This is a genomic window from Pseudomonas sp. Mn2068 (assembly GCF_049319725.1).
Taxonomy (GTDB): Bacteria; Pseudomonadota; Gammaproteobacteria; order Pseudomonadales; family Pseudomonadaceae; genus Aquipseudomonas; species Aquipseudomonas gingeri.
Window position 1 is genome coordinate 253,030 of the sequence record NZ_JBMOUG010000009.1, and the last position, 26,020, is coordinate 279,049.

Annotated in this window: 16 protein-coding genes; 7 read left to right on the plus strand and 9 right to left on the minus strand. The window is 64.3% G+C overall.

Annotated elements, in window-relative coordinates:
- Positions 1-16: 16 nt before the first annotated feature.
- The 5 genes from ACL9RJ_RS21385 to ACL9RJ_RS21405 all read right to left on the minus strand — a co-directional run bounded on the left by ACL9RJ_RS21385 (position 17) and on the right by ACL9RJ_RS21405 (position 9,867).
- Positions 17-4,645: a dermonecrotic toxin domain-containing protein gene (locus ACL9RJ_RS21385; protein ID WP_422765643.1), complete on the minus strand. Its 4,629-nt coding sequence runs from the start codon at positions 4,643-4,645 to the stop codon at positions 17-19.
- A gap of 91 nt (positions 4,646-4,736) precedes the next feature.
- Positions 4,737-6,707 (minus strand): hypothetical protein, encoded by a 1,971-nt coding sequence (locus tag ACL9RJ_RS21390; protein WP_177116418.1) that lies wholly within the window; start codon positions 6,705-6,707, stop codon positions 4,737-4,739.
- A 794-nt stretch (positions 6,708-7,501) separates the two neighbouring features.
- Positions 7,502-8,401 (minus strand): hydroxymethylglutaryl-CoA lyase, encoded by a 900-nt coding sequence (locus ACL9RJ_RS21395; RefSeq protein ID WP_017125810.1) that lies wholly within the window; start codon positions 8,399-8,401, stop codon positions 7,502-7,504.
- Positions 8,402-8,441: 40 nt separating this feature from the next.
- Positions 8,442-8,846, minus strand: coding sequence for a MerR family transcriptional regulator (locus tag ACL9RJ_RS21400; RefSeq protein WP_017125811.1), 405 nt, complete (start codon positions 8,844-8,846; stop codon positions 8,442-8,444).
- A gap of 91 nt (positions 8,847-8,937) precedes the next feature.
- Entirely contained in the window at positions 8,938-9,867 is a 930-nt protein-coding gene (locus tag ACL9RJ_RS21405; protein WP_017125812.1) for a LysR family transcriptional regulator, read from the minus strand.
- Between the two features lie 151 nt (positions 9,868-10,018).
- Between ACL9RJ_RS21405 and ACL9RJ_RS21410 the strand changes: the two genes are divergently transcribed.
- Positions 10,019-11,248 carry an acyl-CoA dehydrogenase gene (locus ACL9RJ_RS21410; protein ID WP_017125814.1) on the plus strand — a complete coding sequence of 410 codons (1,230 nt, stop codon included), beginning with the start codon at positions 10,019-10,021 and terminating at the stop codon, positions 11,246-11,248.
- Positions 11,249-11,474: 226 nt separating this feature from the next.
- Here ACL9RJ_RS21410 and ACL9RJ_RS21415 read toward each other — a convergent pair whose 3' ends face one another.
- Together ACL9RJ_RS21415 and xthA are read right to left on the minus strand one after the other, a co-directional pair.
- On the minus strand, positions 11,475-12,809 hold the full coding sequence (locus ACL9RJ_RS21415) for a substrate-binding domain-containing protein (protein ID WP_178991591.1): 1,335 nt from the start codon (positions 12,807-12,809) through the stop codon (positions 11,475-11,477).
- 223 nt (positions 12,810-13,032) lie between these two features.
- Entirely contained in the window at positions 13,033-13,845 is an 813-nt protein-coding gene (gene xthA, locus ACL9RJ_RS21420) for an exodeoxyribonuclease III (RefSeq protein WP_103033108.1), read from the minus strand.
- Positions 13,846-14,037: 192 nt separating this feature from the next.
- Between xthA and ACL9RJ_RS21425 the strand changes: the two genes are divergently transcribed.
- From ACL9RJ_RS21425 to ACL9RJ_RS21435, 3 genes are all read left to right on the plus strand, one after another.
- Positions 14,038-14,688: a GNAT family N-acetyltransferase gene (locus ACL9RJ_RS21425; RefSeq protein WP_017125816.1), complete on the plus strand. Its 651-nt coding sequence runs from the start codon at positions 14,038-14,040 to the stop codon at positions 14,686-14,688.
- 64 nt (positions 14,689-14,752) lie between these two features.
- The gene (locus ACL9RJ_RS21430) at positions 14,753-16,480 is read left to right on the plus strand and encodes an autotransporter assembly complex protein TamA (RefSeq protein ID WP_177084829.1); all 1,728 of its coding nucleotides are present in this window, start codon (positions 14,753-14,755) and stop codon (positions 16,478-16,480) included.
- Complete coding sequence (locus ACL9RJ_RS21435) at positions 16,477-20,151, plus strand: translocation/assembly module TamB domain-containing protein (RefSeq protein ID WP_422765645.1); 3,675 nt, start codon at positions 16,477-16,479, stop codon at positions 20,149-20,151. The genes ACL9RJ_RS21430 and ACL9RJ_RS21435 overlap by 4 nt, the downstream gene beginning before the upstream one ends.
- A 152-nt stretch (positions 20,152-20,303) precedes the next feature.
- On the opposite strand, the gene ACL9RJ_RS21440 is transcribed toward ACL9RJ_RS21435, so the two are convergent.
- Positions 20,304-21,296 carry an aldo/keto reductase gene (locus tag ACL9RJ_RS21440; RefSeq protein ID WP_017125819.1) on the minus strand — a complete coding sequence of 331 codons (993 nt, stop codon included), beginning with the start codon at positions 21,294-21,296 and terminating at the stop codon, positions 20,304-20,306.
- Positions 21,297-21,404: 108 nt separating this feature from the next.
- Between ACL9RJ_RS21440 and ACL9RJ_RS21445 the strand changes: the two genes are divergently transcribed.
- Together ACL9RJ_RS21445 and ACL9RJ_RS21450 are read left to right on the plus strand one after the other, a co-directional pair.
- Positions 21,405-22,316: a LysR family transcriptional regulator gene (locus ACL9RJ_RS21445; protein ID WP_017125820.1), complete on the plus strand. Its 912-nt coding sequence runs from the start codon at positions 21,405-21,407 to the stop codon at positions 22,314-22,316.
- Positions 22,317-22,672: 356 nt separating this feature from the next.
- Complete coding sequence (locus ACL9RJ_RS21450) at positions 22,673-22,861, plus strand: hypothetical protein (RefSeq protein ID WP_017132048.1); 189 nt, start codon at positions 22,673-22,675, stop codon at positions 22,859-22,861.
- Positions 22,862-22,864: 3 nt separating this feature from the next.
- On the opposite strand, the gene ACL9RJ_RS21455 is transcribed toward ACL9RJ_RS21450, so the two are convergent.
- Positions 22,865-23,242 carry a fe2+ zn2+ uptake regulation protein gene (locus ACL9RJ_RS21455; RefSeq protein ID WP_017125822.1) on the minus strand — a complete coding sequence of 126 codons (378 nt, stop codon included), beginning with the start codon at positions 23,240-23,242 and terminating at the stop codon, positions 22,865-22,867.
- Between the two features lie 299 nt (positions 23,243-23,541).
- Between ACL9RJ_RS21455 and ACL9RJ_RS21460 the strand changes: the two genes are divergently transcribed.
- Entirely contained in the window at positions 23,542-25,890 is a 2,349-nt protein-coding gene (locus tag ACL9RJ_RS21460; protein ID WP_422765647.1) for an acylase, read from the plus strand.
- The last annotated feature ends 130 nt before the right edge of the window (positions 25,891-26,020 follow it).

Here is a 26,020-nt window from a genome sequence, read left to right on the forward strand (position 1 = left end):
GGGAGCGACCGGGAGGCTACAGGCCGTATTGGCGCAGCAACTGTTCGGTCAATTGCTTCAAGGTGTCGTTATAGGGTCTGGCGATATCGGCGGACAGTCTCAGGTAGGCGCTGTCCGTCAGGGCCGCGGCGAAGGTGGCATCGGCGATCAGCCCCAGTGCCTGCGCCGATTGCCTGAGGGTATTGGCCAGGTCGGCGTTCTGCCGCTCGTCCAGGGGGTTGCCGTCAAACCATTCGCGTTGCGCGGACAGCAGATCGTCGAGTGCGCCGATCAGATGGTCGCGATCTTCCCGTGGCGCCTGGAGTGGTCCGTCATGAAAGCGTTCTTCCAGATAGTCCTTCCAGAACGGCTGGTCGAGCAGGCCCCTGGATGTTTCGCCGGGCAGGCGCTTGCGGGCCAGGATCAGCTGGTAGGTCTCGTCGAGCTTGCGGCTGCTGACGTCGGCGATCCGCTCGTACTTCATTGTCCTGGCCTGCCAGGGCAAGTCGAGCCGTTGCGCCAGGCCGATGCGAAAGGCCAGGTAGACCTCCGCCTCATCGGGGTTCACTCCGATGGCCTTGCGGGCGTCGATCAGGCGGTGGGCATGACGATTGACCCACTCCAGGTGCAATTTGCCCAGGGCCAGGCGCAGCAGCTCGCCTTCCCGCTGTTCGAGGGGCAGGGCCCTGGCTTCGTGCAACAGCACATCGAAGCCCATGTCGCTGAACACCACGGTGATCCCGTCTTCACAGCTGTCCGGATCCGGCGCGCTGGCGCGCCTGAACAGTTGCTCGCGCAACTCGCTATTTTCCGTGGCCGCCCTGACCATGTGCCAGACCCGGTTGGACAGTTCGGGGCGATATTCGGCGTCGAGATAGTCGGCGGAGAACCTGAGGTCTTCCAGCACCCGGAAAAAGGCTTCGGAGGCTTCGATATCGTCGCTCGCCAGGCGCAGCCACAGGTCGCGTCGGGCATGTCGTTCCGCCCGGCTCAGCCCTTCGAGCCAGGGCGTGCTGTCACGCGGTACGGGCGAGGGCGTGCCCCAGCGGCCGTGGCGGGAGCTGACCCGTGATTGAGGGCGCGAGTCGCTGCTCCATTCCGACTGATCGTCGCTTTCGACCAGTACATCGAGTCCCAGGTCGAGATCGGTTTCCTGCCGGTAGAGGTCGACGCGCCGGCGCAGTGCGATGGGGATCGGGTTGCCTTCCAGGTTGATCGCGCGGTTAAGGCGCTGGCGTTGCGGGTCGCTGGCGAAGACTTCGTCGGGGATGGTGTCGATGTGGTTGTCGCTCAGGTCCAGGCGGCGCAGGGCGCGAAGCTGGTCATAACCGGGCGGCCACTGGCGCAGCCCGGTATTGCGCAGGTGCAGGTAGGCGAGGCGGGTCAGTGGGCTGAGGTCGGGCAGCATCGACAGGGTATTGTTGTTTTCCAGGATCAGCACTTCCAGGCGGGTCAGGTGGGTCAGCGGCGCGCCGGTGGCGGGTGTGATGACGATCCGGTTGGCCTTGAGGTCCAGGTGCCTGAGCTCGGTCAGCCGTTCCAGGGCGGACGGCAACCGGGTCAGGGCGTTGCGGCTCAGGTTCAGGCGTTGCACGCGGCGGAAAGTGCCCAGGAAACCGTCCAGTTCCGGCGAGACCGTCAGTGCCAGCCCGCGCAGGTGCAGGTCGGTGACATGGTCGAAGTTGGCCGACAACGTCGGCAGGCGTTCAACGGCATAGCCGGCCAAGCTGAGCTGGCGGCCACCGATGGGCTGGCCGCTGGCGTCGGTGGCCAGGTCCGTTTCATGGCGCCAGCAACGCTTGATCTGGATGGCGATCCGGCGCTTGCCGTTGGCTTCGGCGCTGGTCTGGGGCCCGCCGATCCAGGCGTCGAGTTCGTCTTCCAGGGTGGCGTATTCGAGTTCCAGGGCCCGCAGTCGCTCGATGCCGGCACCGAGGCTCAGGTCGCGCAGGCCGTGCAGGGTTTCCACCTCGGAGAGGCGCAGGGTCGGGTACAGCTCCTGGGCGAGGCGGTTGAACTGGAACGAGCGCAGCGCCCGGCCCGTGCCGCGCCCGCTCAGCGGATAGCCGAGGCGGCCGTCGGCCAGGCGCAGTGGCACCGATCCGGCGGCGAGTCGTTGCAGTTCGGCGCCGTTGGCCTGGCCGACCAGTTCCCCGGCGACCAGGCTCGGCAGCGCGGGGAAGTCCCGCTGGATCACTGTTACCGGCGCCGAGGGATTGGCCGGGCGGCTGCGAAACTCGTAGTGGGAGGCGAACAGGCTGTGTCGTCGCTGCACTGCCTCCCTGGCGAGCATCTGCCGCAGCCTGCGGGTGCGCACCGTCAGGCTCAGCGGGCCTTGGCCGAATTCTTCGTCGAGCAGGCTGGCGATCTCGCGCTCGCCCAGCCGGGTGAGCACGAGTTCGAGCAGATCGTTGGCGTGCAGGCTGTCCCAGGTGGCGTCCAGGCGCGCCACCCGGCTGTCGATACCGGGCGGGTATTCGCTCAGCGTGACGTTCTGCTCGTCCAGCAGGCGCAGCACTTTCGAGGTCGGCCACACGGGGCGGTTGGTCAGCAGTTGCAGGGTCATGTGCAACTCGTCCCGGGAATAGCCCAGCGCATCGCCGCGCTGCAGGCGGGCGATCAGCTTGCCGAGGTCCTGGTCGAGCTTGAAGCGGATCAGGGTGTCGCGCAGCAGCGCCGGGGGTGGCAGGTTGTCGAGGTGCACGCTGCGCAGCACATCGCCGCCGACGCCGCTGGTGCCCATGACACTGCGCGCGGCGCTTTCGTCCAGGGCCGCGGCGTCCGGGCCGAGGCGCGCAAACGCCCGCAGGTCATCCCAGGTTTGTGGTTGCTCGAATTCGTGGACCCAGGCACCGCTGCCGTTGTGCCTGAAGGCCGGTGCATAGCCGTCGGTTTTCCGTGGATGAAGGGCCTGGTAGCGCGGGGAGGATGGCTGCGGCTTGAGCTCGTAGAATTTGCCGTCGAGCGGCAGGTAGGTGCGTCCCTGGTGGTGGTAGAGGCCCGCGGCATCGGGTTCCAGGGTCGCCGGCAGCACCAACTTGTGGGCGAAGGGCGCCAGGTCGGGGTTGAACAGGCGTATATCGCCATTGGGCAATTTTATCGGACGCAGCCCGTCGACAAATCCGGCACTGCCGATTGCCGCGTTTTCGGCGGCGGCCGCCGACGCTCCGGCGGCCCCGAGCGCGGCGATCAACGCGACGTTCTGCAACACGCCGGTCAGGTAGGCCCAGGCCTGCTTTTTTTCGCCGAGGGCAAAGCTGTCGATGCCGTGGAAAATACTGCTGCCCAACTGGACCGCGACCACCCCGAGCATGACTTCGCCGAGCCCGGGAACGATAAACGCCGCGACATTGAGCACATTGAGGGCAATCGTGAGGTAGTGCTCCAGGCGGGCAGTGAGACTTTGCCGGTCCTTTTCCGCGGTGGGCACGGCGATGAACAGGGCATCCTCGAAGAAGGTCTCGACCTTCTGCTGGTAGCGCTGGCGAAACACATAGCTGTCGATCAGGTCGCCGGCGACATCGAGCCTGGCCTTCGGGTCGGGGGTCGGCTGATAGAAATAGCCGTTCCACTGGCGCGGTGAGAGGCGTTCACGCAGCTTGTCGAAAAAACGTGCTCGCGAGCGCTGGGGAATGAAACGGGTAAAGAACTTCAGGTACTCGAAGTCCCGCAGCTTCTCTCGCAGGTGGTCTTCGAAGGCCGCGCGGGATGGATATTGCCGGACCGGATGGAAGGGATCGTCCGGTAGATAGACCACCCAACTGCGGGCATGGTCGTCGGTGCGCACCACCAGGATGCCGTTGAGGGCGATCCGCAGCAGGCTCAGGGTGAAGCAGCGCTGTGGATGTCCGGCTGGCACGGGGACCTGCTTGCCCCTGGCCACTTCCAGCATCAGCCGATAGGCCGCGTCGTCCAGGTGACGTTGCAGGAAGGCGATATGCACCTGCGTCTCGAGGGCATAGGCGTCATAAACGGTGAAATGGCCGCGCACGGCGTGTTGCGCTTCCAGCGTCGCTTCGCCGGCCCTGGCGGTGGGGAAGAACACCCCGGCGAGATGTTTCTGGTACTGCCGGCCCAGGTCCAGCTTGCGGCACAGGGCGGCGAAACCGGCTGGCGACAGGGCCAGGCGCCGTGCGTCCGGATCGAGGGGCGGTTTGTTGTAGATTGCCGCGGGCAGGCCGGGCGCGTCCAGCTTGCCGTCCCTGGTTTCCCAGGCCTCGTAGTTGTGCAGCGCGGCGTGCAGCAAGGTGGCGACGGATGAGCGCAGGTCCCCCGGGCTGCCTTTGGTGGGCTGGAGGATAAAGGTCTTGCCGACGTCCAGCGTCAGTCCGAATTCGTCCTTGAGCGCCTGCTCCAGCAGCGGTTTGGCAAAGGCCTCGACCGTGCTCACGTTGCGCAGTATGTCCTCGACCTTGCGCTGGAAATAGCGGCAGGCGGTATAGCTCTGGTGCAGGTGGGTGAAGACCTGCGCTGCGTCTTTCAACCGAGGCAGTTTACCCAACGCGCGCTGGCCCAGGGCCAGGTGGGTCCGGGTGTCGGCCCGGACCAGCCATTCGGGGAACTTGCCCTTGATGAATTCATAGTGAACCCCCCGGTGCCCGCGCAGTGCGGGGGGGCGGCTGGGGACAGTGGCGGAACCGGCGTCCGCCGACGTGGTGGTGGTCATGGTGTGAAGCCCGATTCGTGGTTCGAAGGGGCAGGGTATTCGGCGTGCCGGCCGGGGCTGCGGTAGGTATTCACCCGGCCGGGAGGTGACGTCAGTTTTTCGGGACCGGCCAGATCACGTCATCGGCGAAGATTTTCCCGTCGGCCGGCCAGTTCAGTACCGTGCCGCCGGATTCGGCCACCTGGTCGATCAACTGGTCGTAGACCGCGCTGTTATCGGTGCCGCTCCAGGTCGCACTTTCGATGTCGGCGGCGCTTTGTCCCGCCGCCGCATGGATCGCACGGACACTGGCGGCACGGGTCAGGCTGGAGTTGACCAGCCAGATCCGCCCGGCGGCGATGCCCCTAGGGGAAACGGAAATATGCCCTTCGATATCGTCGTAGGGAAAGAAGTGGCGGTCGCGGGAGTCGCGGTTGAACAGGCGATTTTCCTGACCCGGCACGACTTCGATCTCACGTGTATCGATCATATAGGTGAAGCTGGTGGTCTGCCGGTGCCGGTAGGTGGTGTAGCCGCGTTCGCTGTCGAGTGAGAGCGCGGCGCCCGAACCGCTGGATGCCGTTCCAGCGGACTGGCCGGTGCTGCCGGAGGCTGCCGATGAGGTATCCGACGAACGCCCCTGGCTGCTCGCTTCGCTGTCGGAGTCGCTCTCCGATTCCGGGCGCTTGCCGGGGTATTTATTGGTTTGCGTGTTGTAGCGCAACTGGCCGGCGCCCGGCCCGCCACCGACACTGTAGTTTCTGGCGTCGCTCAGGCTGAAGGTGGCACTCAGGGCTTTTTTCGTGGTCGAGCCGGTTGCATGGTGCTCGCGGGCGAGCATGCAGCCATCCCGGGCCAGCTCGAACGGCGTGCGGTCTTCGCTCCTGAACATCGCGGGAATGTCCGTCCGGTACAGGCAGCCATGGATGTTTTTGCGGTAGCCGAGCCGGAGCAGGAAGGCTTCCAGGAATGGCCCGGTGTAGTAGGCGTCGAAATCCGCTTCGAGGGTGTGCGGCTCGAAGTTGCGCACCTTGCGGATCTGCGGCATCACCTCCTGTTCCAGCAGGTCAAAGCGCCGTGGATGGGTTTCGGCCATCGACTGGCGTTTGTGCGACTCGGCCCATTCCGGGATCGCGCCGTTTTCCTGGAGCGCCTGTTGCAGGCGCGGCAGCATGCTGGGCAGCAGGTTGTAGCGTCGCAGTAGCTCCCCGCGTTCTTCCGCGGTCTGGTCCGGATGGGCCCATTTCAGTGCCCGTATCAGTTGCTGGCGAGTACTACCTTCCTGGCTGGGGCGGGCCCATTGCGGTGGTGTGCCGAGCGCTGCGGCATCGGCCCGGAAACGGTCGATGGCGTTGCCGTGCAATCCGTAGTGCTCCCAGATATCGCGGTCGGTCCAGGCTGGCAGCTTGTCGGGGGCAAGGGACTGGCCGCTGGCGTCCATGCGACCTGTCGGTGGATCGACCAGTGCCCAATGGTCGTCGTCCTTGCTGAAGGCGAACACACGCTCCGCGGCGCCAGGGTGCCTGGCGGCATCATTATCTCGCAAGCGGTAATAGCCTTGCCCATCGGGGCCCGCCAGCAGCGTATAGCGGCTGCGGAGGGTGTAGTTGAACTTGGCGACGACCACGGCGGGTGCCGGCTCCTCGGCCGGGCGCGGTCGTTTGGGCGGTGGCGGGCTGATGGCGGGTTGGGCGGGGGACGCTGGCACGGGGTGCGTTCCCCAGGTGCCGCCGTGGCCTGTCCGGTACAACGGCGGGCCGGAGGGCAGCAACTCATCGACACGCCTGGCCCGGTAGGTTTCGAGTTGCGCGTCATACGCGACCATCACCGTGCCGCCTTCGTCGAGATCGACATAGTGCCGTTTCCTGGCGATCCGCAGGCCCTGGGGGTCGGGTGGCGGCAATGCCGCGGTCGCGGCGACCCGGTAGTTGTCCAGCGAACGGGAGGTTCCGGCCACGGGTTGAGCTGGCAAGGACGTCAGTTGTATGTCCGCAGCCGCCGGCGTGCCGGCCGGTGCCCGGGGCGGCTGGCTGTGGGCCTGGCCGACGGCAAGCGCCGGGTGGTCCGGCCGGTTTACGCGCAAGCCGCTGATAGTTGGCTCACGGTGGGGTAGCGAGGATTCGGGGAGGCTCGGCGTCTTTGATCCGGGCACGCGAAGGGTGGGCGTTTCTGGCTTGAGCGGGATTCTTGGAGACACTGTGATATCTGCCGATTTTCCTGACGGTTGAATGGACGGCGCCACGTGTTGTACCTGGGGGCAGGTAGACGCTGGCGCAGGCGGATTCAGTATCCGGTCGGTGGATCCGCGGATGCGTTACATAGATATGGACGGGGAGGGGGTCAGCAAATGGCAGGAACACGAAGGGGAGCCGAAGCTCCCCTTGAATGCGTTGTTGTATGCTCTTTTTTTATTATTGAGGGGCGGTCTGTTGTTGTTTTTGTCAACCGTGGCCCTTTACCGCTGTTTTGGCTGACCCCCATCCGGGGTCAAAGAGCAAACGTATTTTTTTGAGCGCTGATCTGCTTTATCAGGTGATCCAACCAGTTCGGGAGCTACCTTGAGGTAGTTTTATTTTTCTCTGCCCGGTTGCGGGTGACGGTCAAGTCCCCTGAAAGCACACCTTCTCCAAAAAAATCTGTTAGCTGCGTCTCTGCCGTGTTGTTTTTGTTATGTCAGAGTCGGTACGTCTTGTTTTTATTGGTTTGCTGCTTTTTATTCTTGTTATGCAGGAGATATAGCAGGTGGCGTGCCAACTTTTGCAAAGCCTTTAAAATCAATGGCTTGAAAATTTTGTCCGACAATCGTTGCAGGAAAAATCGCTGAACCTGTTTCCGTGTTACTCGTTTGTGTTTCCAGACGGTAACACCCGGACACATTCAACCGGCCTGGCGTGCCTTGGCGACCCGCGACCCCGTAACACGTCCCAGCACGCCGCAGATTTCCTGGCCGGCCAGGAGCAGGCGATCCAGGTCGACACCGGTGTCGATGCCCAGGCCGTTGAGCATGTAGAGCACATCTTCGGTGGCGACATTGCCGCTGGCGCCCTTGGCATAGGGGCAACCGCCCAGGCCGGCGATGGAACTGTCGAAGACCTGGATGCCTTCGAGCAGGCTGGCGTAGAGGTTGGCCATGGCCTGGCCGTAGGTGTCGTGGAAGTGCCCGGCGAGTTTGTCCCGTGGCACCTGGGCCGAGACCACCTCGAACATCCGGCGGGTGGCCCCCGGCGTGCCGGTGCCGATGGTGTCGCCCAGGGACACTTCGTAGCAGCCCATGGCATACAGCTCGCGGGCCACCACGGCGACCTGCTCGGCGGCGACCGGGCCCTCGTAGGGACAGCCGAGGACGCAGGACACATAGCCGCGCACGGTCACGCCGTGCTGGCGGGCGGCATCCATGATCGGCACGAAACGTTCGAGGCTTTCGCTGATGGAGCAATTGATATTGCGTTGGGAAAAGGCCTCGGAAGCGGCGGCGAACACCGCCACCTCCCTGACCCCGGCGGCCATGGCGTCTTCGAAGCCGCGCAGGTTGGGCGCCAGGGCGCCGTAGGTGACCCCGGCCTTGCGCTGGATGCGCGCGAAGACTTCGGCGGAGCCGGCCATCTGCGGAACCCATTTGGGTGACACGAAGCTGCCGACCTCGATATAGCCCAGGCCGGCATCGGTCAGGCGGTCCACCAGGCGGACCTTGTCGTCGACGCTGATGGGCTGGGCCTCGTTCTGCAGGCCATCGCGGGGGCCGACTTCGATCAGGCGTACGTGGGTAGGTAGGGACATGGGGATACCTTGCGCAATGGGGTTGTTGTCGATGGAGCGCCTAGAGGATCTGGCTGGCCTGGGTTTCCAGGGTCTGCGCCAGGGCCTGATGGCAGCGTTCCTCGGCCGTATCGAGTTCGAGCTGCATCTGCTCGATATCCAGCAGTTGCTGTTCGAGTTGCGCACGGCGCTCGGTGATTTTCGCCAGCATGCTGTTGAGCTGTTTCTGGTTGCCGCTGGTGGGGTCGTAGAGTTCGATCAGCTCGCGGCATTCGGCGAGGGAAAAACCGATGCGCTTGCCCCGCAGGATCAGTTTCAGGGTCACCTTGTCGCGGGCCGAATAGATGCGTTCCAGGCCGCGGCGCTCGGGGCAGAGCAGGCCTTGCTCTTCATAGAAGCGAATGGCCCGGGTGGTGATGTCGAGCTCGCGGGCGAGGTCGGAGATGCTGTAGGTCTGGCTGCTCATGAAAGCGCTCGGCAAAGGTCTTGGCGCTAAGCTAAGGGCTGCTTGACGTATACGTCAAGCATGTCGGCATCCGCGCGGGCCCTGTGCGGGGTCAGGCCTTGTCGAGCTTCTTCTCGTGGGCCGTGACCTGCTGGCACAACTCGATCATCTGTTCGCGCATCCAGCGGTTGGCCGGGTCCTGATCGGTGCTTTCGTGCCAGTAGAGGTGGGTTTCCACCGGCGGCACGTCGTTGACCGGCAACTGGAAGTAATGCAGGTCGTGCCGGCGGGCGAAGCGCTCCGGCACGGTCATGACCATATCGGTCTGCTGCAATACCTGCGAGGCCATCAGGTAATGTTGGGAACGCAGGGCGATCTTGCGCTGGATGCCCATCTTGCCCAGGGCCAGGTCCACGTAGCCGAGGCCGTTGCGGCGGCTGGAAATATGGATGTGGGTCAGCCCCAGGTAATCGTCCAGGGTCAGCTTGTCCTTGCCCGCCAGCGCATGCCCCTTGCGCATGGCACAGACATAGCGGTCTTCCATCAGCTTGACATGGCGCACCTGCGGGTCGGTGTTGAGCGGTGCATCGACGGCGAAGTCGATCCGCCCGGCGGCCAGTTCCTTGGTGGTTTCGCGGCGCTTGGAGAGAAAGCTCTCGATCGCCACGGTCGGCGCCAGGCGGCGCAGGCGCTGGAACAGCGGCGGCAGGATCACCGCCTCGGTGAGATCGGTCATGCTGATGCGGTAGGTCTTGTTCGCCTGCAACGGGTTGAAGATGCGGCTTTCCTGGACCGAGATTCGCAGCAGCGACAGGGCGTTGCGCACCGGACCGATGATGTTCTGGGCCATCGGGGTGGGCACCATGCCCTGGGCGGTGCGCACGAACAGCGGGTCGTTGAAGGTTTCGCGCAGGCGTGCCAGGGCGTTGGAAACCGCCGGCTGGGTGATACCGACGATCTGCCCGGCACGGGTCAGGTTGGCTTCGGTGTAGATGGCGTCGAAGACGATGAAAAGATTGAGGTCGACCTTGCTCAGATTCATTTCGCGGCGCTCTTATTATGGGGTTTCGATCAGCCGATCATATATCGGTGATGAATGTTAATACACGCCGAGAATAGCTTTGGTAAATTTTCGTAGCTGATCTAGCATCGATTCCATGACCCCGACCACCTGCTCAAGAAGGTAGCTGCCCATGGATTTCGCCTATTCGCCCAAGGTTCAGGAATTGCGTGAACGTGTGACCGCGTTCATGGACGCTTATGTGTATCCGGCCGAACCGGTGTTCGAACGCCAGGTCGCCGAAGGCGATCGCTGGCAGCCCACCGCGATCATGGAAGAGCTCAAGGCACGGGCCAAGGCCGAGGGCCTGTGGAACCTGTTCCTGCCGGAGTCCGAACTGGGCGCCGGCCTGACCAACCTGGAATATGCGCCCCTGGCGGAAATCATGGGCCGCTCCTTGCTGGGCCCGGAGCCGTTCAACTGCTCGGCGCCGGATACCGGCAACATGGAAGTGCTGGTGCGCTATGCCAATGAAGAACAGAAACAGCGCTGGCTCGAACCGCTGCTGCGCGGCGAGATCCGCTCGGCGTTCGCCATGACCGAGCCCGATGTCGCCTCGTCGGATGCCACCAACATGGCCGCCCGGGCCGTGCGCGATGGTGACGAGTGGGTGATCAACGGCAAGAAATGGTGGACCTCCGGTGCCTGCGATCCGCGCTGCAAGATCCTGATCTTCATGGGCCTGAGCAACCCGGACGCGCCGCGTCACCAGCAGCACTCGATGATCCTGGTGCCAGTGGATGCACCGGGTGTGAAGATCCTCCGTCCGCTGCCGGTGTTCGGCTACGACGATGCCCCCCACGGCCATGCCGAAGTGTTGTTCGAGAACGTGCGGGTGCCCTACGAGAACGTGCTGCTGGGCGAGGGGCGGGGCTTCGAGATTGCCCAGGGGCGCCTTGGCCCGGGCCGGATCCACCACTGCATGCGTTCCATCGGCATGGCCGAGCGGGCGCTGGAGCTGATGTGCAGGCGCTCGGTCAACCGTACCGCGTTCGGCAAGCCGCTGGCGCGCCTGGGCGGTAATATCGACAAGATCGCCGACTCGCGGATGGAGATCGACATGGCCCGCCTGCTGACCCTGAAGGCGGCGTACATGATGGACACCGTCGGCAACAAGGTGGCGAAAAGCGAAATCGCCCAGATCAAGGTGGTGGCGCCGAACGTGGCCCTGAAGGTGATCGACCGCGCGATCCAGATCCACGGCGGGGCCGGGGTCTCGAATGACTTCCCGCTGGCCTACATGTATGCGATGCAGCGCACCCTGCGCCTGGCCGACGGTCCGGACGAAGTGCACCGCGCGGCGATCGGCAAGTTCGAGATCGGCAAGTACGTGCCGCGGGAGATGATGCGTTCGGAACGCTGAATCCCACACCGCTGCCGGGGTGAGCCCGGTCCCCTGCAGGAGCTGGCTTGCCAGCGATGAGGTCCGTGAGGGCAAGGCTTGTCTTGAGGGCCTCATCGCCGACAAGCCGGCTCCCACAAGGTCGGCTTCTCTCAAGCTCAGTCTCCTGTAAGGTCGGCTTCCCACAAGGTCGGCTGCCCATGAGGTCAGTCTCCTGCAAGGTCAGCCTCCCGCAAGGGCCGATCCCTCAGTACACCCACACCTCGACCCGGCGGTTCTTGATCCGTCCTTCGTCGGCGGTATTCGCCGCCACCGGCATCTGTGCGCCGAAGCCCTGGATGTCGCGAAACACCACGCCGCCCTTGAGCAGTTCCCGGCGTACCGCCATCGCTCGCAGCCTGGACAGCAACGCCGCCCGTTGCGGATCGTTCTTGGCATCGCCAAAGCCCACCAGTGTCACCCGCTTGTGCAGCTTGTTCTGGCCGCGCAGGTAATCGAGCACCCGCAGCACGTCCTGGCGGGCCTTGTTGTCGAGGCTGGCACTGCCTTCTTCGAAGCGGAAATTCACCGACAGACGCTGCGCCCGTTTCGCCAGTTGCTGGTAGCCGGGCGGCATCTGCGCACTGGCCTGTACCGGTATAGCCTGGACGGTCTGGGCGATAAAGCCGCTGCGGGCGACAATCGCCTGTCCGGCCTTGCTCTGGGCAAAGCGCACCAGCGACTGGGCCCAGGGATTGGGCAGGTCGGGCGGCAAGTAGAAGAACAGCCGGCGTGACAGCGGATAGTCCTCGGTGGCGATCAGGCTGTTGAGCGGCAGCATCGGTTGCGAATCACCGTCGACAATGGCCACGGCCTTGGCCCGGCGCACATAGGGCAGGCCGATGAAACCGATGCCGGCCGGATCCTGGCTCACCGCGTCCGACAGCTGTTCGCTGGACTCGAAGCGCCGGGCCCCGGCGGCCAGGGACTTGCCGCGCCGGGCGAGGACCAGGTCCTTGAACGTGTCCCAGGTCCCGGACTGGTCATCGCGGGCATACAGGTGGATCGCTCCGCCGATACCGCCCAGTTCTTCCCAGGTTTTCACCTCACCGGCGAAGATCTTCGCCAGTTGCCCGGTATCGAGCTGGTTCAGCGGGTTCTGCGGATGCAGGATGATCGCCACGCCGTCGATGGCGATCACTTGCTCGGCCTCGGGGCTTTTCAGGTCACCGAGGTGTTCCAGGGCCTGGCGTTCGGATTCCTTGATCGGTCGGGAAGCGGCGGCGAGGTCGGCGGTGCCGGCCTTGAGGGCGGCGAAGCCGGTGCTGGAGCCATGGGCGGCGACTTCCACGCTGACCCGCCGACCCTGCTCGGTGGTGGCGAGCAGCCGTTGCTCGTTGTCCTTGCCGGTGGCCGCGTCATGCACCCCGCGCAGGCCCTGTTCTTCGAGCCAGCCCTTGACCAGCGCCGGGCCGAGGCTGGCACCGATGGTGTTGGAACCCTGGATACGCAGCACCGGGCCGTCATCGGGCGGCGGCGGCAGGGCGGCCGACGCCAGGGGCGTCAGACCGCAAAATATCAGCAGGGAGAGCGCGCGCAGCATGAGGGCGGCACCTTTTATCAACAAAAGTGCTGCGAGAATGAGTCAGTCAGGTTTCAGTTAAATGACATGGGACGGGGCCGGGGCCCCTTCTTGAAAACTCCGTAGCCCCTGTAGGCGCTGGCTTGCCGGCGATGAGGCCCGTCAGAATTGCATCATCAATTCGGCCGCCATCGCTGGCAAGCCAGACTCCTACAGGGTTTTGTACTGCCTGGGAGAACGGGGATCAGCCCAGTTCCAGCCAGATCGGCGCGTGATCCGACGGTTTCTCCATGGCGCGCAGTTCGTAGTCGACACCCCCGGCCTTGACCCGCGACAGCAGGCCGTTGGAGGCCATGATCACGTCGATGCGCAGGCCGCGCTTGGGCTCGTCCTCGAAGCCGCGGCTGCGGTAGTCGAACCAGCTGAAGCGATCGTTCACCTCGGGGTGCAGGTGCCGGAAGCTGTCCACCAGGCCCCAGTTCTTCAGGCGCGCCAGCCATTCGCGTTCTTCCGGGAGGAAGCTGCACTTGCCGGTTTTCAGCCAGCGCTTGGCGTTCTCGGCACCGATGCCGATATCGTTGTCTTCCGGGGAGATATTGATGTCGCCCATCACCACCAGCGGCGTGTCATTGCTGAAACGGCTCTCCAGCAACTGTTGCAGATCCTCGTAGAAGCGCGCCTTGGCCGGGAACTTGGTCGGATGGTCGCGGCTTTCGCCCTGGGGGAAATAGCCGTTCATGATGGTCACCGGGGTGCCGTTTTCATCGGCGAAGGTGCCCCAGATAAAGCGCTTCTGCGATTCTTCGTCGTCGCTCTCGAAGCCCTTGTGCAGGCTCAATGGCGCCTGGCGCGAGAGCAGGGCGACGCCGTAATGGCCTTTCTGGCCGTGGAAGTGCACGTGGTAGCCCAGGGCTTCGACTTCGGCCTGGGGGAACTGGTCGTCGGAAACCTTGGTTTCCTGCAGGCCGATCACGTCCGGCTGGTGTTTTTCGATCAGCGCCGCCAACTGATGGGGACGGGCGCGCAGGCCGTTGATGTTGAACGAGACGATCTTCATGGGCGGCAGTCCTGGCAAAACAGCGATGCTAGCCGACAAGTCGGATCCCGGCCAGCATGGCGGTAGGACAAATGCGCTGCTAACGTCTTTTATCGAGAGGTTGTAGGCAGTCGCTTTGAACTGTCGCGCCCATCCAGCGCTCGTACATAACAACAAGCTGCGTCCACGCAGCGTTCAGGGAGATCGACCGTCATGCCCGACACTTCAGAAACCATCGCCCAGGTTCACCTGCTGGACGGTGGTTATTCACGCGAAGCCCGTTCCTTGCTGTACCAGGCCTACCGCCACGAGCCGACCTTCGGCTACCTGTTCGAGTCCGAGCGCGCGGGTTATGAACAGCGGGTCCGCGCCACGGTACGGGAACTGGTCAAGCAGCACTTTCTCCAGGAACTGCCGGCCATCGGCCTGCTGGTCAACGACCGTCTGATCGGTATTGCCCTGATCGCGCCGCCGCAACGCCGGCTGGGGATCACCGAGAGCTGGGCCTGGCGCATGCGCATGCTGCTCAGCACCGGTTTCAAATGCACCCGGCGTTACCTGGATTATCACCAGGCGGTGCTGGCCTGCGTGCCTTCCACTTCGGTGCACGTGTTGCCGCTGCTGGGGATCCATCCGCAGTTCCAGGGCCAGCACTACGGCGAGCAGCTGCTGACGGCGGTGCATAACTGGTGTGCCGAGGACGAACACTCCGAAGGCGTCATCCTCGATACCGGCAATCCGCGCTACCTGGAGTTCTACAAGCGCCAGGGCTATGAGGAGATCGGCGAAGTGGCGGTAGGGCCGATCCTGGAACATGTGTTCTATCACGCCAACCCGCAGGTGTTACAAACAGCAATGGCTTGAGTGCGAACTTTAACCCCGGACGGGGTTCTATGACGGTCCCCAGCCCGTGGTAGCATCCGCGCTTATGACGTTTTCAGGAAGATTCACCAGCGGCTTGCTCCTGCTTTTGTGCAGCATGACGGCGCTGGCACAAAGTGAACTCGATGTTCGGGTCAAACCGGCCAACGATGAGTTGAAGTCCAATGTGGAAGGTTACATCGGTAGCCTCGGCAATCGTGGCGAGCGTGGGCTCGAGCGTTTCAGCCGGGGGGCCGAGGAGCAGGCGCGAAAAGCCGCCCAGGCCCTGGGCTACTACCAGCCGCGGATAGAAACCGAGGTCGAGGGCGGCAAGACGCCGCGCCTGATCCTCACCATCGACCCCGGCGAACCGGTGCGCCTGCGCAATGTGACCGTGCGCATCGAGGGGCCGGCCACCAGCCTGAAGGCATTCCGCGTGCCGCGCAGCGATACGCTCAAGCCCGGCGCCGTGCTCAATCATGGTCATTACGAAGACGCCAAGCGACTGATCCAGAACCAGGCCTCGCGCTACGGTTTCTTCAGCGGACGCTTTACCGCGCAGAAACTCCTGGTCGACCCGCAGGCCGGTGTCGCCGATATCGAACTGGTCTACGACAGCGGCCCGCGTTATGCCCTGGGCCATGTGCATTTCGCCGGTGACACGCCGTTCGACGATGACCTGTTGCAACGCATGGTGCCATTCAAGCCCGATACCCCGTACGACTCCGAGCTGATCGCCGAACTCAACCAGGCCCTGCAATCGAGTGGTTACTTCGAGGGTGTGCGGGTGGACGCCGCACCGACCGCCGCCACGGCCCGGGTGATTCCGGTGGAGGTCCAGTTGCAGACCCGCAAGCCGCGCACCATGGGCCTGGGCCTTGGCTATTCGACCGACGTCGGCCCGCGGGGCAAGGCCAACTGGACCCGCCACTGGGTCAATGGCGAGGGTGACAGCTACGGTATCGAAAGCGAAATCTCCGCGCCGCGGCAGAACGTCGGCATCTGGTACGACCATCCGCTGGATCCGCCACTGACCGACAAGCTGCGCTGGGCGGCCGGCTATCAATATGAAGAACTGGCCAACACCGACAGCCTGAGCAAGCTGCTCACCGTCGGCCCGGAATGGCACAGCAAGCTGCCCAGCGGCTGGCAGCGGGTGATCTCGTTGAAATGGCAGCGCGAAGAGTATCGCCTGGGCGATGACTCCGGCCTGAGTACCTTGCTGATGCCGGGTGTCAGCTACTCGTACCTGCGTAGCGACAACCGCATCGACCCGCATGACGGCTATCGCCTGCAGTTCGATGCCAAGGTCGCCAAGGAGGGCCTGGGCTCGGACAACAACCTGTTGTACGGCACCGCCATGCTCAAGGGGCTGACCACGGTCCTGGACAAGCACCGTTTCCTCGGTCGGGTGCAATTCGGCGGCAGCGCCACCAACGGCTACAAGTCGGTGCCACCGTCCTTGCGTTTCTTTGCCGGTGGCGACCAGAGCGTGCGCGGCTACGAATACCAGAGCCTGTCCCCGGAAAACGACCAGGGCGATCGGATCGGTGGCCGCTACATGGTGGCCGGCAGTCTCGAGTACCAGTATTCCGTGGCTGACAAGTGGCGCATCGCGACCTTTGTCGACCAGGGCAATTCGTTCAATACCCTGGACTTTCCCAGCCTCAAGACCGGCGTCGGCATCGGCGTGCGCTGGGTTTCGCCGGTCGGTCCGATCCGTCTCGACCTGGCCCATGCGCTGGATGATCCCGGCGGTATCCGTTTGCACTTTTCAATGGGGCCTGAGCTGTGAAGCGTGGTTTGAAAATCGCCGGCCTGGTGTTCCTCGCCGGCCTGCTGCTCGTGGCGACGCTGCTGGGGCTGGTGCTCGGGACCCAGTCTGGCAGCCGCTGGGCGCTGGCCCAGGTGCCGGGCTTGAGCGTGGAGAATTTCCAGGGGCGTCTCGGCGGGCAATGGAGTGCCGATCACCTGCTCTGGCAGCAGGACGGCAGCAAGGTCGAGCTGCTGCAGCCGCGCTTCGACTGGTCGCTGCCGTGCCTGGCGCGGTTGAACCTGTGTATCGATCAACTGGATGTCGAGCGGGTCGAGCTGCACTTCGCGCCGGGCGAGCAAACCAGCAGCGGGCCGCTGACCTTGCCCGAGCTGAAATTGCCCGTGGCGATTCGCCTGGGGCAGGTGCGGATCGGCAGTCTCCTGCTGGATGGCAGCGAGCAGTTCAAGGCGTTGCAACTGGCGGCGCGCTGGGCGGACAACGGTCTGCAGATCGACACCCTGCACCTGCAACGCGATGACCTGAACCTGGAACTGTACGGGCAATTGCAGCCGACCGGTAACTGGCCACTGGCGCTGCGGGGCAAGTTGCTGCTGCCGGCACCCGGCGCCACGCCGTGGTCGCTGGCCCTGGATATCCAGGGCGACCTGCTCAAGACCTTGCGACTCAAGGCCGACAGCAGCGGTTACCTGCAAGGGCAACTGACGGGGGAGTTGCAGGCCCTGGCGGAAAACCTGCCGGCGCGGGTGAAGATCACCGCCGACGGCTTCAAGGCCAGCGCCGACCTGCCGGATACCCTGCAACTCAATCAGCTGGAACTGACCGGCAACGGCGACCTGAAGAACGGCTACCAGTTGCAGGGACAGGCGACCCTGCCGGCCGAGCAGGGGCCGATCGGCCTGGCGCTGCAAGGCCGGGTCGATGCCAACGGCGCGCAGATCGCCGCGCTGGACCTGACGGCCAGTGCCGACCAGCGCCTCAAGGTCAGCGGGCAACTGGACTGGCACCAGGGCTTCAGTGCCGACGCCAATGTCGACTGGCTGGATTTCCCCTGGCATCGGCTGTATCCGCTGATCGATGAACCGGCGGTCAAGGCGCGGACCTTTATCGGCGAAGTGCATTACACCGACGGCAACTACCTGGGCAATTTCAAGGCTGACCTCGACGGGCCAGCGGGCCGCTTCAACCTGCTCAGCCCGTTCAGCGGCGACCTGCAGCAGATCGCCCTGCCGCAATTCGAACTGACGGCGGGGCAGGGCAAGGCCAGCGGTTACCTGAAGTTGCAGTTTGCCGACGGCGTGGCCTGGGATACCGCGCTGGACCTCAGTGCGCTCAACCCGGCTTACTGGCTGGCGGAACTGCCCGGCACCCTGGCCGGGCCGTTGCGCAGCAAGGGGCAGTTCAAGAACGGGCAACTCGACCTCGCGGCCGATCTCGATCTCAAGGGCCGGCTGCGCGGGCAACCGGCGGTGCTCCAGGCCAAGGCGGCCGGGACCGGCGAGCAGTGGAATCTCGGCGCCCTGGATATTCGCCTGGGGGACAACCGCATCACCGGCAACGGCAGCCTGCAACAGCGCCTGGCCGGCCAGCTCGACCTCGATATGCCGCGTCTCGGCCAGCTCTGGCCGCAGTTGCGCGGACAGTTCAAGGGGCGGGTCGATCTCGCCGGCAGCCTCAGGGCGCCCCAGGGCAAGGTCAGCCTGCAAGGGCAGCAACTGGTGTTCGCCGACAACCGCCTGCAGAGCCTCAGCCTCGAAGCCAACCTCGACGACGCCCAGCGCGCCCGTCTCGAACTCAAAGGTAACGCGATCAAGCTCGGGGAAACCGACCTGGGCAACCTGCTGGTCAATGGTCAGGGCGATCTCAAGCGCCAGCAACTGCAACTGGATCTGCAGGGGCCCCTGCTGAAACTGGCCCTGGGCCTGGACGGTACGCTGGACCAGGGCAACTGGCGCGGCCGCCTGGCCTCGGGCGACGTGCAGACCGGCGGCCAGGACTGGAAACTGCAGAACCCGGCGAAACTGGAGCGGCTGGCCGATGGTCGGTTGACCTTTGGTGCCCATTGCTGGATGTCCGGCGACGCCAGCCTGTGCGGCGAGGACCAGCGCCTGATGCCAGAGCCCAAATTGCGTTATCACCTCAAGCAATTCCCCCTGGAAAGCCTGGCGCAGTGGATGCCCCGGGATTTCGCCTGGCAGGACCGGCTCAACGCCGACCTGCAACTGGACCTGCCGGCGGGCGGGCCGAAAGGCCAGATCGTGGTCGACGCCAGTGGCGGCACCTTGCGCATCCGCGAGAAGCGCCGCAAGTGGCTGGACTTCCCCTATGAAACCCTCCGCCTGACCAGCAACCTGACGCCTCGGCGGGTCGATACCCATCTGGATTTTCGCGGCGGCAAGCTGGGCGAACTGACCCTCCAGGCGCAGATCAATCCGCTGGCGAAGAACAAACCCCTGAGTGGCGATTTTCGTCTCGGCGGGCTTGATCTCACCGTGATCCGGCCTTTCGTGCCGATGGTCGAGAAACTGGCCGGGCGCCTGGACGGCAGCGGACGTTTGTCCGGTGGCCTGCTGGCGCCGCAGGTCAACGGCAACCTGAGCCTCAGTGGTGGGGAAATCTCGGGGCCGGAACTGCCGACCACGATCAGCGACCTGCAGATCCAGGCGCAGATCGCCGGCGAGAACGTGCAGCTCAATGGCACCTGGAAGGGTGGCGAGTCGGGGCAGGGCAGCCTGGGCGGGCATGTCGGCTGGGCTGACGCGCTGCTGGTGGATATCGCGGTCAAGGGCGCGCAATTGCCAGTGACCGTCGAACCCTACGCGACTCTGGAAGTCGCCCCGGACCTGAAGATTTCCATGCGCGGCGACAAGCTGGCGATCGTGGGCAAGGTCCTGGTGCCCAAGGGCGAAATCACCGTGCGCGAGTTACCGCCGTCGACCGTCAAGGTGTCGGACGACACGGTGATCGTCGGGCACCAGACCGAAGAGGGCAAGACCCCGCTGGCCATCGCCATGGACATCGATGTCGTGGTCGGCCAGGACAAGCTGAGCTTCAGCGGCTTCGGCCTCACTGCGAACCTGGCGGGGCAGGTGCATATCGGTGACAACCTCGATACCCGTGGCGAGTTGCGGCTCAATGACGGACGTTACCGGGCCTACGGCCAGCGCCTGACCATCCGCCGCGCGCGCCTGCTGTTTGCCGGCCCGGTCGACCAGCCGTACCTGGATATCGAGGCGATCCGCCAGACCGACGATGTGATCGCCGGGATCCGCCTGAGCGGCAGCGCCGAGCAACCGACCACGCAGATCTTCTCGGAACCGGCCATGAGCCAGGAACAGGCCTTGTCCTACCTGGTGCTGGGGCGTCCGTTGAGCACCACCGGGGAAGACAACAACATGCTCGCCCAGGCCGCCCTGGGGTTGGGCCTGATGGGCAGTTCGTCGGTGACCTCGGACCTGGCGAAGAACCTCGGCATCCAGGATTTCGAGCTGGATACCCAGGGCAGTGGCAACAACACGGCGGTGGTGGCCAGCGGCAAGATCACCGAAAAGCTCAGCCTGCGTTACGGCGTGGGCGTGTTCGAACCCGCCAATACCATTGCCTTGCGCTACCTGCTGAGCAAGCGCGTGTACCTGGAGGCGGCGAGTGGCGTGGCGAGTTCGCTGGATATCTTCTACAAGCGGGATTTCTGAGGGGAGGAGCCGGCAGGCGCAGGAGCGCCGGGCCAGCTCCCACAAGGGCTATGGCGCGCCACTGATTGAATCTGTGGGAGTCGGCTTGCCGGCGAAGGCGCCCTGACAGACACCGCAAGGCCCAGGGGCCTCTTCGCTGGCAAGCCGTTTGCTCAGCGGTTGAGGCTGCTCATCGCCGCCTCGGGGTAACGGGTGCCCGCCGCCGCATTTGCCGGGAAAACCGCCTCCAGCGCCTGCAGTTCAGCCGTGCTCAACTGCACGTCCAGTGCGCCGACATTCTCTTCCAGGTACTTGCGCTGCTTGGTCCCGGGAATCGGAATCAGGTAGTCGCCCTGGGCCAATACCCAGGCCAGCGCCAGTTGCCCGGCGCTGACCCCTTTCTGCGCGGCCAGTGCCTGCACCTGCGCAACCAGTTGCAGGTTCTTCGCGAAATTCTCGCCCTGGAAGCGCGGGCTGGTGCGACGGAAGTCGTCGGCGGCAAAGTCGTCCGGGGTTTTCAGCGCTCCGGTGAGGAAGCCCCGGCCCAGCGGGCTGTAGGGTACGAACGCAATGCCCAGTCGTTGGCAGGCCTGCAGGCAACCGTTGTCCTCCTGGTCGCGGCTCCACAGCGAGTATTCGCTTTGCAGCGCGCTGATCGGATGGACCTTGTGCGCGCGTTCCAGGGTCGCCGCCGAGGCTTCGCTCAGGCCCAGATAACGTACCTTGCCGGCCTTGACCAGTTCGGCCATGGCACCGACGGTTTCCTCGATGGCCACGTGCGGATCGATACGGTGCTGGTAGTACAGGTCCAGGGTTTCGATGCCCAGGCGCTTGAGGGTACCGTCGATGGAGCTGCGGACATACTCCGGCCGGCCGTTGACCCCGCGCAGGGAGGGATTGGCCGGGTCGCGCAGGATGCCGAACTTGCTCGCCAGGAATACCTGGTCGCGCTTGCCGGCGATCGCCTTGCCGATCAGTTCTTCGTTGCTGTAGGGACCATAGATATCGGCGGTATCCAGCAGGGTCACGCCCAGCTCCAGGGCGCGGTGCAGGGTGGCGACGGCTTCGCCGGTGCCGCCGGTGGTATAGAAATCGCTCATGCCCATGCAGCCCAGGCCGATGGCGGAAACCTGCGGGCCGTTCCTGCCCAGTTGACGAGTGTGCATCGTTGGCGCTCCTGTACGAAAGATTGCCCATTGTGGTCCTCGACAAAAGCGCGATAAACCCGTTAAAAGTGCTATCACTGTTCGTATTTTCTAAATAATGGATCGCTGATGGACCGTTTCAACGCCATGCGCGTATTTACCCGGATCGTCGAGCTGGGCGGTTTCGCCAAGGCTGCGGACAGCCTGCAACTGCCCCGTGCCTCGGTGACGATCCTGGTCAAGCAGTTGGAGGCGCACCTGGGAGTGCAGTTGCTGCGCCGTACCACCCGCCAGGTCAGCACCACCCTCGACGGCGCGGCCTATTACCAGCGCTGCGTGCGCCTGCTGGCGGACCTGGAAGAAACCGAGGCGGTGTTTCGCGCCACGCGCCTGAATCCGCGCGGCACCTTGCGGGTCGACATGCCGGCGGCCATCGGGCGGCTGATCGTGATCCCGGTGCTGCCGGAGTTCACCGAGCGTTATCCGCTGATCGAGCTGGAGATCGGTCTCAACGACCGCCCCGTGGACCTGATTCGCGAAGGCATCGATTGCGTGTTGCGCGGTGGCGGGGTGCTGGACGACTCGCTGGTGGCAAGGCCGCTGGTGACGGTCGAACAGGTGATCTGCGCCAGCCCGGCCTATCTGCACAAGCACGGCGTGCCCGACTCGCTGGAGGCGCTCTCGGCCCATCGGATGGTCGAGTACTTTTCCAGCGCCAGCGGCAAGCGCTATGGCCTGGATTTTCTCCACGACGGTCAGTTGCAGGCCCTGCACCTGGCCAGGCAGGTCGCGGTCAGCAGCGCCGATGGCTACCTGGCCGCCTGCGAAGCCGGATTCGGCCTGGCACAGATTCCGTACTACCACGTGGTCGAGCAATTGCGCGATGGTCGACTGTGCGAGGTGCTGCCGGGGATAGCGCAGCCGGGCTTGCCGCTGTCCGCCCTCTACCCGCCGCATCGCCAGTTGTCCCAGCGGGTGCGGGTGTTCGTCGATTGGCTGGTGGAGGTGTGTGCCCGGCCGGGCATCGGTTTCCAGCGTTGAGGGGCAGGGGCCTGAAACGAAACGGGTGAGCCGCAGGGCTCACCCGTGGATGTCAGCGATGGTAGTAACCGGGACCGCCTCCGTAATAACGGTGGTCATGCCAGCCACCACCGCCGTGGGGAAATATGATGCAACCGCTCATGGACAACATGAGCAACACAGGAATCAGCAGTGTGATTCGACGAAACATGGACACATCCTCATGGTTGAAGCCGGGAAGCGAAAACTCTTGCCCGGCTGTATCATGAGACTGCGTTTGGCCCGGCTTATTCGGCGAGCGCTGTAGGCGCTTGGCATGAATGCCGATACAAACCCGATACAATTTTCCGTTTCAGGCTTTTTTCAGGACGCACGCAATGACCCAGGCACAACGTTTGAAATACTCGATTCTGATCGTCCTGGTGGTGCTGGGGATCATGTTCGGCCTCACCTACCTGCAGAACACCGGCGTGATCAGCGAGAAGCTGTTCCAGTACATCGCCATCGGCGTGGCGGTGGTCGTGGTGATCATCAACGGCGTGATGCGTCGCAAGGTCAAGCCCTGACCCTCAATCCTGCTGTTCCAGCGCCGCCAGGGCGTCCGGATGCAGACTGTAGCTCTTGTCCGTGTTGAGCACCACGACACCTTCGCTGCACAAGCGCTTGAGCACTTCGCGCACGCTGAGGAAGGACAACGGAATGTCCAGCTCCAGCAGATGACTGTGGACGCCGCGCACGCCCAGGCGGCGCTGGCCGTTGCCGGCGTCGAGCAGGGCATCGATCACCTTCAGCCGGATCAGGCTGGTGCGCAAGCCGAAGTGCTTGAGCAGTTGGCGAATACGCTCGTTGCCATTGCGCTCGGCGGGTTTGGCAAACATGGCGCCCGAGCTGTAGGTAGGATCGCGTTGCAAGGAAATACCGTCCGTTGGCCTGTGCTGGTCGTACATGCAAAAACTCCTTTTCAGAGCCTGATCAGGAAAGTGATGTCTGCTCTCGCTTGTTAAGACGAACGAGACGGATAAATCATGAAGCCCCGAATGTAGAAAATTTGTCGCTATCAGGTCGCAGGCATGTCGAGGCGCTGAACCGCAGCTGTCCGGTCGACTAAATTCCGCGTGCGGCATTCGTCTTTATGGGCAGGCATCGGCTGCCCGTTGCTTTTCCCCGTGGGCGCCGGTTTTTCCAGGCGCCCGTTCGTGTCATGTCTCGCGCTGCCTGGTACTCGATTGTTCTATCAGGAGTCTGCGTGATCACTTCCCGGCCATTTTCCAGGTGCTGCCTTGCAACGTTGCTGATCGGCCTGAGCCTGGGCGCCCATGCCCGTTCCGCACACAGCGAATTGAGCGCCGATATCCGTCGCACCACCTTCGGTGTCCCGCACATCCTGGCGAGCGATGAACGGGGCCTGGGCTATGGCATCGGTTACGCCTATGCCCAGGACAACCTGTGCCTGCTGGCCAACGAGATCGTCACGGTCAACGGCGAGCGCTCGAAGTATTTCGGCCCCGAGGCGCTGACGGTCGAACAACGGGAAAACCTCACCAGCGACCTGTTCTTCAACTGGCTCAACACGCCGGCGGCGGTTTCGGCGTTCTGGCAGGCGCAGAGCCCGGAGATCAGGCAGCGGGTCGAGGGGTATGTCGCCGGCTACAACCGGCAGTTGCGCGAGCGCCAGGCCCAGGGCCTGCCGGCGCAGTGCCAGGGTGACTGGGTGCGACCGATCACCGTGCTGGACCAGGTCAAGCTGACCCGGCGCCTGCTGGTCGAAGGTGGTGTCGGTCAGTTCGCCGAAGCGCTGGTGGCGGCAACGCCGCCCGAACAGACCGCACAGGTGCCATCGATGGCCTTCGAGCTGGCTGCCGAACGCATGCAACGGTTCGCCCTGGATCGCGGCAGCAACGGCGTGGCGGTCGGACGCGAGCGCTCGTTCAACGGTCGTGGCCTGCTGCTCGGTAACCCGCATTTTCCGTGGGTCGGCGGCATGCGTTTCTATCAGATGCACCTGACCATTCCCGGTCAGCTCGATGTGATGGGCGCCGCGCTGCCCGGCCTGCCGCTGATCAATATCGGCTTCAGCCAGCACCTGGCCTGGACCCACACGGTCGACACGTCCAAGCATTTCACCCTCTATCGACTGCAACTCGACCCCAAGGACCCGACCCGTTATCTGCTCGATGGAAAATCCACGGCCATGGACAAGCGCCAGGTGACTGTCCAGGTTCGCCAGCCGGATGGCAGCCACAAGGCGGTCTCGCGGGTGGTCTACAGCTCGGTGTTCGGACCGGTGGTGCAATGGCCCGGCAAGCTCGATTGGAACCGTCAGGTCGCCTTCAGCCTGCGTGATGCCAACCAGGACAACGACCGCGTGCTGCAGCAGTGGTACGCGATGAACCGGGCCGGCAGCCTCAAGGCCTTGCAGGCGGCGGTGCACAAGATCCAGGGGATTCCCTGGGTCAACACCCTGGCGGTGGATGACCAGGGCCGGGCGCTGTACATGAACCTGTCGGTGGTGCCTTATGTGGACGCCGCCAAGCTGAGCGAATGCAGTGACCCGCGGGCCGGCACCGAGCTGATCGTGCTCGATGGATCGCGCCGCGGCTGTGCCTGGAGCGTGGCGGCGAACGCCGCGCAGAAGGGGATCTTCCCGGCGGACCGGCTGCCGCAACTGGAGCGCGGCGATTACGTGCAGAACTCCAATGACTCGGCCTGGATGGTCAATCCGGCGGCGCCGCTCAAGGGTTTTTCGCCGGTGATCAGCCGTGACGGCCAGCCCCTTGGCCAGCGTGCGCGCTTTGCCCTCGATCAACTGGCGCGCCTGAACCAGGCCGGGCCGGTCAAGGTCGAGGATCTGCAGCGGATGGTGATGGACGACCAGGTCTACCTCGCCGGCCAGGTGCTGCCGGACCTGCTGCAGTTCTGTGCCGCCGACCTGGGCGCGGATGCCACGGCCCTGATACCGCTGTGCGACAGCCTGAAGAGCTGGGACCAGCACGCCAACCTGCAGAGTGGCCTGGGTTTTGTGCATTTCCAGAATGTCATGGGGCAGTTGTTCGAGAGTGGCGATATCTGGCGGGTCAAGTTCGATCCGACCGATCCGCAGCACACCCCGCGCGGACTGGACATCGAGCAGGCCGACGTGGCCAGGGCCGTGCGCGAAGCGATGCTGGCGTCGGTCGAGAGCGTGAACAAGGCGGGGCTGAAGGCCGATACGCAGTGGGGCGATGTGCAGCAGGTCAGCCAGGGCGGGCAACCGGTACCGGTGCATGGCGGGCCGGCCACGCTGGGGGTGTACAACGCGATCCAGAGTGTTCCCGGCGAGGACGGCAAGCGCGAGGTGGTCAGCGGTACCAGCTACCTGCAGGTGGTCAGCTTCGACGACAACGGTCCGCAGGCCCAGGGCCTGCTGGCGTTCTCACTGTCCAGCGACCCGGCTTCGGCGCATTTCCGCGACCAGACCGAAGCGTTCTCGAAGAAGGCCTGGAGCGTGCTGCCGTTTACCGAGCAGCAGATCAAGGCCGACAAGCAGTATCGCTTGCAGGTGATCAGCGAGAAGCAGGAAGCAGCGCCTGTGGGCGGGAAGCTGGCGCGGGAGTAACAGTACCTGTGACGAAAGGCTGGTGTGGGAGTAACAGAGTCTGTGGGAGCGGGGGGGGGGCTCGCAAGGGCAGGGAAAAAGCAAAAAAACCCCCTCGCGAACCCCCCCCCGCCCTTTCAAGAGTTTATGA